This is a genomic window from Kitasatospora sp. NPDC059088 (assembly GCF_042738155.1).
Classification (GTDB): Bacteria; Actinomycetota; Actinomycetes; order Streptomycetales; family Streptomycetaceae; genus Kitasatospora.
In genome coordinates this window covers 1-9,883 of sequence record NZ_JBHYGR010000219.1, presented here as the reverse complement: position 1 = coordinate 9,883, position 9,883 = coordinate 1, and the positions used below count along the sequence as shown (strand labels likewise).

At 75.5% G+C, this 9,883-nt stretch carries 11 protein-coding genes and 1 pseudogene; 8 read left to right on the top strand and 4 right to left on the bottom strand.

Annotated elements, in window-relative coordinates; translation table 11 throughout:
- Positions 1-145: 145 nt before the first annotated feature.
- The 3 genes from ACFWXO_RS43850 to ACFWXO_RS43840 all read left to right on the top strand — a co-directional run bounded on the left by ACFWXO_RS43850 (position 146) and on the right by ACFWXO_RS43840 (position 3,411).
- On the top strand, positions 146-1,267 hold the full coding sequence (locus ACFWXO_RS43850; protein ID WP_380532500.1) for an acyl-CoA desaturase: 1,122 nt from the start codon (positions 146-148) through the stop codon (positions 1,265-1,267).
- 71 nt (positions 1,268-1,338) lie between these two features.
- Entirely contained in the window at positions 1,339-2,478 is a 1,140-nt protein-coding gene (locus tag ACFWXO_RS43845) for a glycosyltransferase family 4 protein (RefSeq protein ID WP_380532504.1), read from the top strand.
- A 57-nt stretch (positions 2,479-2,535) separates the two neighbouring features.
- Entirely contained in the window at positions 2,536-3,411 is an 876-nt protein-coding gene (locus tag ACFWXO_RS43840; RefSeq protein ID WP_380532497.1) for an alpha/beta fold hydrolase, read from the top strand.
- A 19-nt stretch (positions 3,412-3,430) separates the two neighbouring features.
- On the opposite strand, the gene ACFWXO_RS43835 is transcribed toward ACFWXO_RS43840, so the two are convergent.
- Positions 3,431-4,048 (bottom strand): TetR/AcrR family transcriptional regulator, encoded by a 618-nt coding sequence (locus tag ACFWXO_RS43835; protein ID WP_380532494.1) that lies wholly within the window; start codon positions 4,046-4,048, stop codon positions 3,431-3,433.
- On the bottom strand, positions 4,045-4,407 hold the full coding sequence (locus tag ACFWXO_RS43830; RefSeq protein WP_375884222.1) for a DUF1304 domain-containing protein: 363 nt from the start codon (positions 4,405-4,407) through the stop codon (positions 4,045-4,047). Before ACFWXO_RS43830 ends, ACFWXO_RS43835 begins: the two co-directional genes overlap by 4 nt.
- Before the next feature lie 151 nt (positions 4,408-4,558).
- On the opposite strand from ACFWXO_RS43830, the gene ACFWXO_RS43825 reads away from it, so the two are divergent.
- From ACFWXO_RS43825 to ACFWXO_RS43815, 3 genes and pseudogenes are all read left to right on the top strand, one after another.
- A complete protein-coding gene (locus ACFWXO_RS43825; RefSeq protein WP_380532490.1) occupies positions 4,559-5,143 on the top strand; it encodes a DinB family protein in 585 nt (194 codons plus the stop codon).
- Between the two features lie 121 nt (positions 5,144-5,264).
- A pseudogene (locus ACFWXO_RS43820) lies at positions 5,265-5,630 on the top strand (YybH family protein); the annotation flags it as partial.
- A gap of 21 nt (positions 5,631-5,651) precedes the next feature.
- On the top strand, positions 5,652-5,942 hold the full coding sequence (locus tag ACFWXO_RS43815; protein WP_380397224.1) for a muconolactone Delta-isomerase family protein: 291 nt from the start codon (positions 5,652-5,654) through the stop codon (positions 5,940-5,942).
- Positions 5,943-6,058: 116 nt separating this feature from the next.
- Here the strand turns inward: ACFWXO_RS43815 and ACFWXO_RS43810 are convergent, their stop codons facing one another.
- Complete coding sequence (locus tag ACFWXO_RS43810) at positions 6,059-7,294, bottom strand: MFS transporter (protein ID WP_380532487.1); 1,236 nt, start codon at positions 7,292-7,294, stop codon at positions 6,059-6,061.
- 249 nt (positions 7,295-7,543) lie between these two features.
- Here ACFWXO_RS43810 and ACFWXO_RS43805 point away from each other — a divergent pair, with 249 nt between their 5' ends.
- A complete protein-coding gene (locus tag ACFWXO_RS43805) occupies positions 7,544-8,173 on the top strand; it encodes a TetR/AcrR family transcriptional regulator (protein WP_380532484.1) in 630 nt (209 codons plus the stop codon).
- 96 nt (positions 8,174-8,269) lie between these two features.
- Here ACFWXO_RS43805 and ACFWXO_RS43800 read toward each other — a convergent pair whose 3' ends face one another.
- Positions 8,270-8,863: a TetR/AcrR family transcriptional regulator gene (locus ACFWXO_RS43800; RefSeq protein ID WP_380532482.1), complete on the bottom strand. Its 594-nt coding sequence runs from the start codon at positions 8,861-8,863 to the stop codon at positions 8,270-8,272.
- 84 nt (positions 8,864-8,947) lie between these two features.
- Between ACFWXO_RS43800 and ACFWXO_RS43795 the strand changes: the two genes are divergently transcribed.
- Positions 8,948-9,826, top strand: coding sequence for an SDR family oxidoreductase (locus ACFWXO_RS43795; protein ID WP_380532479.1), 879 nt, complete (start codon positions 8,948-8,950; stop codon positions 9,824-9,826).
- The last annotated feature ends 57 nt before the right edge of the window (positions 9,827-9,883 follow it).

The window sequence follows — 9,883 nt, the reverse complement described above, 5'->3', positions numbered from 1 at the left end:
CTCACCCCCGCCCGCCCCCCCCCCCGGCGGGGGGGGGGTGTTGGCGGGCGCCCCGCCCCCCCCGCGGCCCCGCGCGGCGCCCCCCGGGGCCCGGGTGGCTTTGCGGCCACGACCGGCCGGAGCGACCCGAGACCGGGATGGTGGCATGACCCTTCAGGACACCCCGACCGCCGGAACCACCCGGCACGGGGACTTCGCCGAGCTACGCCGACGCGTCGGCGAGGCCGGGCTGCTCCGCAAGCGCCCGCTGTACTACGGCTGCCGGGCCGCCGCCCTGCTGGGCGCCCTCGTCCTGCTGCTGGCCGGTTTCGCCGTCGTCGGCGCGAGCTGGTGGCAGCTCGCGCTGGCGCCCGTACTCGCCCTCGTGCTGGGCCAGTTGGCGCTGCTCGGCCACGACGTCGCGCACCACGCGGTGTTCTCCGGGCGCCGGAGCACCGACCTCGCGGGCATCCTGCTCGGCAACCTGGTGGTCGGGATGAGCTACGGCTGGTGGGTCAGCGACCACAACCGCCACCACGCCCACCCGAACCGGGAAGGGCGCGATCCGGCCGCCAACGCCATGCTCTTCGTCCGCACCGCCGAACAGGCTTCCCGTACCGAGGGGTTGAGGAGGACGGTCGCCAAGTACCAGGCGGAGCTGTTCTTCCCGCTGCTCTCGCTCCAAGCCCTCGGCCTGGTCGTCGCCACCGCCGTGACCCTGACCCGGGGCCGGCTGCGCCACCCGGTGCTGGAACGGACCCTCGCCGCCCTGCACTACGCCCTCGCGGCGGGCCTGCTGCTGGCCGTCCTCACCCCGCTCCAGGCGCTCGCCTTCGCCGTGCTGTGCGGCGCCGTGCTCGGCGTCTACCTGGGCTGCATCTTCGCGCCCAACCACAAGGGCATGCCGATGACCGGACCGGACGAGCAGCCCGCCGACTACCTCCGGCGCCAGGTGCTGCCCTCCCGCAACCTGCGCGCCGGACGGTTCACCCACTTCCTGTTCGGCGGCCTCGGCTACCAGATCGAGCACCACCTCTTCCCGGCCATGCCCGTCCCGGCGCTGCGCCCGGCCTCGCGGATCGTGCGCGCCTACTGCGCGGAGGTCGGCCTGCCGTACGCCGAGGCGGGGCTGGTCGACTCGTTCCGGGAGATCCTGCGGGACCTCCGGGCGGTGGGCCGCTGCGTCGACGCGCCGCCGAGCGCGGCCGTACCCGGGGCCAGGGCCGAGGACGGTCGTGCCCGGGTCGAGACCGGGGCCGCCCGCATCGAGAGCGGGGCCGCCCGGTGAGCCGCCTCCTGTCGGGGCCGGTGACGCTCGGCACCGCCGCACCCCCCACCCCCGGGCCGGACGGCGGACCGCTGCGGGTCCTGATCGTCACCGAGTCCTTCCCGCCGCAGCTCAACGGCGTCGCCCACAGCGTGCTGCGGACCGCCGAGCACCTGAGCGCCCGCGGCCACCGCGTCCTGGTGGTCACCCCGGCGACCCGCACCCGGCGCGGCCCCGAGCGGGTGGACGGCTACCAGGTGCTCAGGGTCCCGTCCGTTCCGCTGCCCGGCTACCCGGAGGTGCGGATCGCCCTGCCCGGCGGGCAGTTGGCGGCCGCGATCGAGCGGCACCGCCCCCAGGTCGTCCACCTGGCCGGGCCGTTCGCCCTCGGCGCGGCCGGCGCCGCGGCCGCCCGGCGGGCCGGCGTCCCGGCCGTGGCGGTGTTCCAGACGGACATGGCGGCCTACGCCCGGACCTACCTCCCGTTCGCGGGCGAGGCCGGTGCCCGGACGGCCTGGCGGATCCTGCGGCGGGTCCACGGCGCGGCCGCCCGGACGCTGGCGCCCTCCCGTGCCTCGCTGGACGCGCTGGCCGCCCACGGCGTCCCCCGGCTCCACCTGTGGCCGCGCGGGGTCGACCGGGAGCGCTTCCACCCGCGCCACCGCGACGAGGCGCTGCGCCGCCGGCTCGCCCCGCGCGGCGAGGTGCTGGTCGGCTACGTCGGACGGCTGGCGGCCGAGAAGCAGGTCGACCGGCTGGTGCAGGCCTCCCGGCTGCCGGGCGTGCGGCTGGTGGTGGTCGGCGACGGCCCGTGCCGCGCACCGCTGGAGGCCGCACTGCCGGACGCGGAGTTCCTGGGCCGCCGCACCGGGCACGAACTCGCCCGGCTGTACGCCTCGTTCGACGTCTTCGCGCACACCGGACCGTACGAGACCTTCGGCCAGACCGTCCAGGAGGCGATGGCCAGCGGCCTGCCGGTGGTCGCCCCGGCGGCCGGCGGGCCGCTGGACCTGGTCCGCCCCGGGCGCACCGGCTTCCTGGTGCCGCCCGGCGCGGGCGAGGAGTTTCGGACGGCCGTCGACCGGCTCGCCCGGGACGCCGGCCTGCGGGCCGAACTCGGCCGGGCGGGCCGCGCCGCCGTGGCCGAGCGCGACTGGGCGTCGATCGGCGACCGGCTGATCGGGCACTACCGCCTCGCCATCGCGGAGACCACCGGAGCGTTGCGGCGGTGAGCCGCGCGACGCCACCGCCACTCCACCGCAGCTCCGCTCCCGAAGGAACCAGCCCCCGTGCACCAGCCGCTCGCCGCCGCCTACACCCCCGGCACCGCACCCGCCGCCGACACCGCCGTCTTCCTGCACGGCCTGGGCGGCTGGACCGACAACTGGGCGGCCCTGATCGGCCAGTTGCGCGGCGCGGTGCACTGCCTGGCCCTGGACCTCCCCGGCTACGGCCGGTCGGCGCCCCCGCCCGGCGGCCTCGTCACGGTCGAGGGCCAGTCCGCGGCCGTCGCCGCCCACCTGGACCGCGCCGGGCACCGCCGGGTCCATCTGGTCGGCAACTCCCTCGGCGGCCTGACGGCCATGCACATCGCCGCCCATCGGCCCGAGTTGGTCGCCTCCCTGACCCTGCTCGCCCCCGTGCTGCCCGCCCTCCCCTCCCCCCAGGCCTTGCGCGCGGCGCTGCTCGCCCTCCCCGGCGCCCCGCGCCTGTACGCCCGGCTGCTCGCCGAGCGGAGCCCGGACCGCCAACTGGACGACCTCTACCGGCTGATCTACGCGGACCCCGCCCGGGTCCGCCCCGAGGTGCGCGCGGCGGAGGCCCGCGAACGGCTGCGCCGCAGCGAACTCCCGTACGCGGGAGGGATGCTGCCCGCGGGCATGCGCGCCGTGGTCCGCACCTCCCTGCACCGGGGCGCCGCCTCCCCCTGGCGCCAGGCGGGCCGGATCACCGCCCCCACGCTGCTGGTCTACGGCCGGGAGGACCGCCTCGTCCCGTTCCGGCTCGCCCCGCGCGCCTACGCCGCCTTCCGCGACGCCCGCCTGCTCACCCTCCCCGACACCGGCCACGTCGCCATGCAGGAACGCCCCGCCCCGGTCGCCGCCGCCCTCCGCGCCCTGATCGCCGAGACCGGACGGGCACCCGTACCCGTCCCGGTGGCCTGACGCCCCGCCGTCGTGCCGGTCAGAGCCCCGGCGTGCGGTGCAGGGAGATCAGCAGGCGCCAGACCCGCTCGGCGACCCGCTCCGGCTCCGCCGCGATCCGGCCGTGCAGCCAGTCGGCGAGCACCCCGGTGAACGTGCCGGCGACCGCGGCCGCCACCAGGTCCGGTTCCGGCGCTCCGGCCAACGCCCGCTCGGTGCGGCTGCGTTCACGCAGCTCGCGGTTGAGCACCAGGCCGAGCGGCCCGCCGCCGCCCGGCGCCAGTAGGGCGCGGTGGAGCCCGGCGTGCGGCACCAGCTCGGTGAAGAACCCGGTGAGGGCGGGCGGCGGGACGTCCGGGTCGGGCACGCCGCGCCAGGCGTGCAGCGCGTCCACCGCCACCCGGACCAGGTCGGCGCAGGCGTCCACCGCCAGCGCCTCCAGATCGGCGTAGTGCACGTAGAAGGTGGCCCGCCCCACCCCGGCCCGGCGCACCAGGGCGGCGACGCTGACCTCCGCGAGCGGCCGCTCGGCGCACTCCGCCAGCAGCGCCCGCCGCAGGGCGGCCCGGGTCCGCTCGGCCCTGGGGTCCACGGCGCCCCTCGGGTCCACGGCCCCCCTGGGGTTCAGGGCGTCCCACGGGTCCGGGGCGGCGCTCATCCGGCCACCAGGACGGCGCCGAGGGCGACCGCTCCGGGCAGGGCCTGGGCGAGCAGGATCCGCCGGTTCGCGGTGGCGCCGCCGTACAGCCCGGCCACCACCACGCAGGACAGGAAGAACACCTGCACCTGGTGGCCCGTGGTACCGCCGGCGAGCAGCCCCCAGACCAGCCCGGCGGCCAGGAAGCCGTTGTAGAGGCCCTGGTTGGCAGCCAGCGGCGCCGTCGCCCGGGCGAGCTCCGGGTCGAACCCGGACAGCTCTCGGCCGGGCCGCCGCTCCCACAGGAACATCTCCAGCACCAGGATGTACCCGTGCAGCACGGCCACCAGGCCGACCAGCAGTTCCGCCGTCGTACGCATCGTCAGCTCCCGAGTTCATGGACAGGTGTCCATCTTATCTGGACACCTGTCCATGAAGTCCACTGGCACCCGCCGTCCGCCGCCAAAGCGGGTCGTTGGACCACGTACGGGATCTTGAGAGCACGAGCAGCCCATGGCAGGCTCATGGCGCATGATCGATGATTTCGCGAAGGACAACCTGCACGCGAGACTGCGGCGGGACCGCGAGGCACTGCTCTGGAAGCTCGACGGATTGTCCGAGTACGACGCCCGCCGACCGTTGACGGCGACCGGGACCAACCTCCTCGGCCTGGTCAAACACGTGGCCACCGTCGAGGCCAGGTACTTCGGCGAGGTCTTCGACCGCCCGTCCCCGGAGCCGCTGCCCCGGTGGCAGGACTCCGACGGCGGCGATCTGTGGGCGACCGAGGACGAGACCCGCGATCAGGTCATCGGGTTCTACCGGCGCACCTGGGAACACGCGGACGCGACGATCAACGGGCTCCCCCTCGACGCCCCAGGCCACGTGCCGTGGTGGCCTGGGCCTCATGCCGACACGAACCTGTTCGCCGTCATGGTCCATGTCCTCGGCGAGTCCAACCGGCACGCCGGGCACGCCGACATCCTGCGCGAGAGCCTCGACGGCCGGACCGGGATGCGCCCCGAACACGAGCAGCAGGCCGACGAGGAAGCCCGTGCGGCCTACGTCGCGAAGGTCGAGCAGGCCGCCAGGTCGGCCGCACCGGTCAAGGCCTAGAGGGGGTCGACGGGCCGCCGACGAGCGGCCGGCGCCCGGTCCGGGGGATCCTGCACCTGGGCGGCGGCGCGAGCGCCGGCCACCGCAGCGGCACCGCCGCTCCCGAGAGGAGACCCGGACCATGGACGAGGACCCGGCCGACGAGACCGTCCTGCGCGAGGTGCTCGACCGCTGGAAGGACGCGGTCGACCGGCACGAGCCCGAACGCGTCGCCGCCCTCTTCACCGAGGACGCGGTCTTCCAGGGCCTGCACCCCTACAGCGTCGGGCGGCCCGGGGTGGCCGCCTACTACGCCGCCCAACCCGCCGGCATGACCGCCGAGTACGAGATCCTGACGATCGACCGCCCGGCCCGGGACCTCGTCCGCGGATACCTGGCCGTGGACTTCTCGTTCACCGACCGCCCGACGCTGAGCGTCTTCCTCGGCGTCCTGCTGCAACGGACCGCCGACGGCTGGGCGATCGCCCACTACCAGGTCTCCCTCCTGCCCCGGGAGGCCGCCGCGCCCCTGCGCGAGTTCCTGGTCGAGATCACCACCACCGTGCCCGAGGGCACGCCCGCGGCGGAGGTCGACCGCCGGCGCGCCGCCGAGGCCGTCCGCGCCCGCGAGCTGGCCGCCGCCGGGCGCCTGGCGCGGCTGTGGCGCCCGGTCGGCGAGCTGCGCAGCATCGGCGTCTGGCGGGCCGCCGACGAGGACGAGCTGCGCGAGGAGGTGCTGGGCAGCCTCCCGCTGCGGCCGTGGATGACCCTCACGGTGACCGCCCTGGAGTCCCACCCCAACGACCCGGCCCGGCCCTGACGGCCGGACCGGGCCCCACACGGGTCGGCACGGCTCGGCCCGCCCCACCCCGACGGCGCGCCGGGCGCGCTCGACGGCCTCCGCCTCCTCGCCGACGGATGGGCACCGTGAGGCTGCTACGGCTCCGTCCTCTGCGCCGGCACGGTCCCGGCGCCCCGCTGTTGTGGGACCCGGGTGGCGCGGGCGGTCGCGAGAGCGGCCAGCAGGCCCAGGGGGAGTGCGGCGAGCCAGACCAGGGCGGGCGGTCCGATGCGGCCGAGGGCCAGCCCGGACATCGGGCCGATCGCCGAGCCGATGTCCTGCGAGGTGGACAGGGCGGCCTGGTAGGTGGCGCTGCTGCCCGCCGGGGCGTGGCGGCTGACGAACGCCGAGGTGGTGGGGCCGTAGATCATCATGCCGAAGGAGGTGACGAGGGCCGCGGCGACGAGGGCGGGGTAGCCGAGGCCGGCGGCGGCGAACCCGGCGAGGCCGGCTCCTTGGAGGGCGGCGCCCAGGAAGAGGAGCCGGGCGGTGTCGCGGCGGCGGGCCCAGCGGCTGACGCGCATCTGGAACAGGATGATCGCGAGGGCGTCGACGGCGAACAGGATGGCGTAGGCCGTGGGGCTTATGGAGCCCACGCGGTTCAGGAGGACCAGGCCGTCCGCTTCCCACCAGGTGAAGGTGACGGTCAGCAGGCTGCCGCCGAGGATCAGCAGGGCCAGTCTGCGGTCGCGCAGGATGTGGGTGAACGGGCTGTGCACGTTCTCGGCCTCGCCGCCGGTTGCCTCTTGTGCGGTCTCGGGACCTGTGACGCGGTCGGCGGGGACGGTGATGAACACGGCGATCGCGGCGGCGACGAGCAGTACGCCCGCTACGGCGAACACGCTCGACAGCGAGAAGGCGACGGCGACCGCGCCCAGGACCGGTCCGACCACACCGCCGATGCTGGCCACCACGCGGGTCAGTCCGTAGGCCTGGTGAAGGTCCTCATCCGCGTGGAGGTCACCGATGAGGGCGGCGATCGTGGGGTGGAACGCCGACTCGAAGAGCCCTGCCGCCAGGAACAGCACGAGGGCGAGGACGGCGTGGTGGACCAGGAAGAGGCCGCCGTAGCCCAGGGCCATTCCCGTCGTGGAGAGCAGCATCATGCGGCGGTGCCCGATCCGGTCGGCCAGGACGCCCCCGGCCAGGCCTCCGGTGAACTCGCCGGCGGCCTGGACGAGGAAGAGGGCTCCGGCCGCTGCTCCGCCGAGTCCGCCGACGCGGTGGGCCCACAGGACGATGAACGGCAGCATGATGCCGTTGGCGAGTGCGCCGAGCAGCCGCACCGCGAGGAGGCCGCGGAAGGCGAACGTCACCTGCCGTGGGGTCATTCCGTCGCGGATCCCGGGCGCCAGGGTGTTCACGTGCGGTCTCCCGGCGTGGCGGCGGGGCGGGTCTCGGCGGGTGCGGCCGGGTCGAGGGTCCGGGCCGGGCCGGTGCGGTGGCGTGTGGTGTTCATGAGGGCTTCCTCTGCCGTGAGGGCCGTTGGGCACGGCGTAGCCGCCACCCAATTACGGGTCACTGTGTCTCGAAAGAGGCTAGCACCATTTCGAGGCACGGTGTCTTGTTAAGCTGGCCCCATGCAGAGCACCCCCCCAGAGCACGCTTCACCCGGGCGCCCCCGCAGTGAGGCGGCGCGGGTCGCCGTTCTCCACGCCGTCGACGACCTGCTCGTCGAGCAGGGATACGCGGCGATGACCATGAAGGGCATCGCCGAGCGGGCCGGGGTGGGGCGCCAGACGGTCTACCGGTGGTGGTCCACGAAGGCCGAGATCCTGCTCGAGGCAAGCACCAGTGACGCCGCCCACGAACTGGCCACGGAACCCCGAGCCCGCCCCACGGACGACCTCACCGCATTCCTCGAAGCGCTGACGTGCTTCCTCACCACCTCACCCGCAGGTCTCGCCTACCGGGCCCTGCTGGGCGAAGCGCAGCACGACAGCGCCGTACGCGACCTCGTCCGCACCGCCGACCTCCTCGGCACCGCAGCCCAGGCCGTACTCGCCCGCGTGAGCCCGCACGCCGCCCACATGCCCCCCGCGCCACTGGCCGCGGCCCAGCTCACCGGGCCCGTCCTCGCCGTCATCCTGGAGACCGGCGGCCCGCTGCCACCCGCCCTGCTCGCGGACCACGCCGAAATCCTGGTCCGGGCCTGGACCACAGAACCCGCACCCCGACCCGCTACCGCCGTGCGCCCGGGCACCGCCTGATCCGCAGCGGCTCTCCTCGAATCTCCTCGAGGTGCGGTACGGGGTCCCGGTCTTCCCCGTACGACCCTTCCCCGCACGCCCCTATCCCCGCACGCCTCAGGCAGGCGCGCCGGCCGCGAGGACCTGCCGCAGGTCCTGCACGGACGCGCGGATGAGCGCCGGCAGGTCCGAACCGTCCGGGCCGACCGGGTCGGCCGGCTCGGCGATCCAGCGCGCGACGGCGACCTTGAACACGGCCATGCCCGTCTCGGCCGCCAGGCCGGCGGTCGGCGCGGGGACGCCGCGGCCGCGCAGCGCCTCGGCGGTCGCCGCCGCCATCGCGTCGAGCTTGACCAGCTCGCGTTCCCGTAGCTCCGGGCTGGCCGACACGACGGCGTCGCGCCGCCGGACCCGTTCGGGGTTCTCCTGCAGGACGGCGCCCACGGCTTCGAGGGCCGCGCCCACCGCCTCCATCGGGGCCGCGTCGGCGGGTGCCTCCGCAACCGCCCGTACCAGCAGCTCCCGCATCAACTCGGTGCCGTGGAAGAGGACTTCGCGCTTGTCGGCGAAGTGCCGGTAGAAGGTCCGCTCGGTCAGCCCGGCCCGCACGGCGATCTCCGCCGCCGTGGTCCGCTCGAACCCCTGCTCGGCGAAGAGCGCCAGTGCCGCTTCCGCCAGCCGTCCGCGCCCGTTCGGCTCCCATCTGCCCATGCGGTGATCGTACGCGATGACAGTCCCTGACATCACTGCTAGCCTGACGACAGTCACTGACATCACTCGTTCGGAGGTTCTGTCATGCACGTCTTCGTCACGGGCGCGTCCGGCTGGATCGGCTCCGCCGTCGTCCCCGAACTCATCAAGGCCGGCCACCGGGTCACCGGGCTCGCCCGGTCCGACGCCTCGGCCGCCAAGGTCGCCACCTCCGGGGCCGAGGTCCTGCGCGGCGACCTCGGCGATCTGGACGCCCTACGGGCCGGGGCCTCCACCGCCGACGCCGTCATCCACCTCGCCTTCGTCCACGACTTCACCGCCTTCGACGCCTCGATCCGCACCGACGCCCGCGCGGCCGAGGCCCTCGGCGAGGCCCTCGAAGGCTCCGGCAAGCCCCTGGTCGTCGCCCACGGGACACCGGCGGCACCCGGGCGGACGGCCACCGAGCACGACCGCAGCGCCCACGGCTCCCTCGGGGCGGGCCGCGAGGAGAACGCCGCGGCCGTCCTCGCCCTGGCGGAGCGCGGCGTGCGCCCGTCCGTCGTCCGACTGCCCCGCACCGTCCACGGCGACGGCGACCACGGCTTCATCGCCCAGCTGGTCACCGTCGCCCGCGCCAAGGGCGTCTCCGGCTACGTCGGCGACGGCTCCCAGCGCTGGCCGGCCGTGCACGTGCGCGACGCCGCCCGCCTGTTCCGCCTGGCCGCCGAGCAGGCCCCGTCGGGCTCGATGCTGCACGCCGTCGGCGACGAGGGCGTACCGATCCGCGACATCGCCGCGGTGATCGGCCGCCACCTCTCCCTCCCGACGGCCGCCGCCCCGGCCGAGGACTTCGGCTTCCTCGGCGGCATCCTCGCCGTCGACCAGCCCGCCTCCAGCGCCCTGACCCGCGACCTCCTCGCCTGGCACCCCACCGGCCCCGGGCTGCTCGCGGACCTCGACCAGGGCCACTACTTCCGCTGAGGCCTCGGCACGGGCCCGGGCGGTCCCCCGGGACGGGACTGTCCCGTCCCGGGGGAC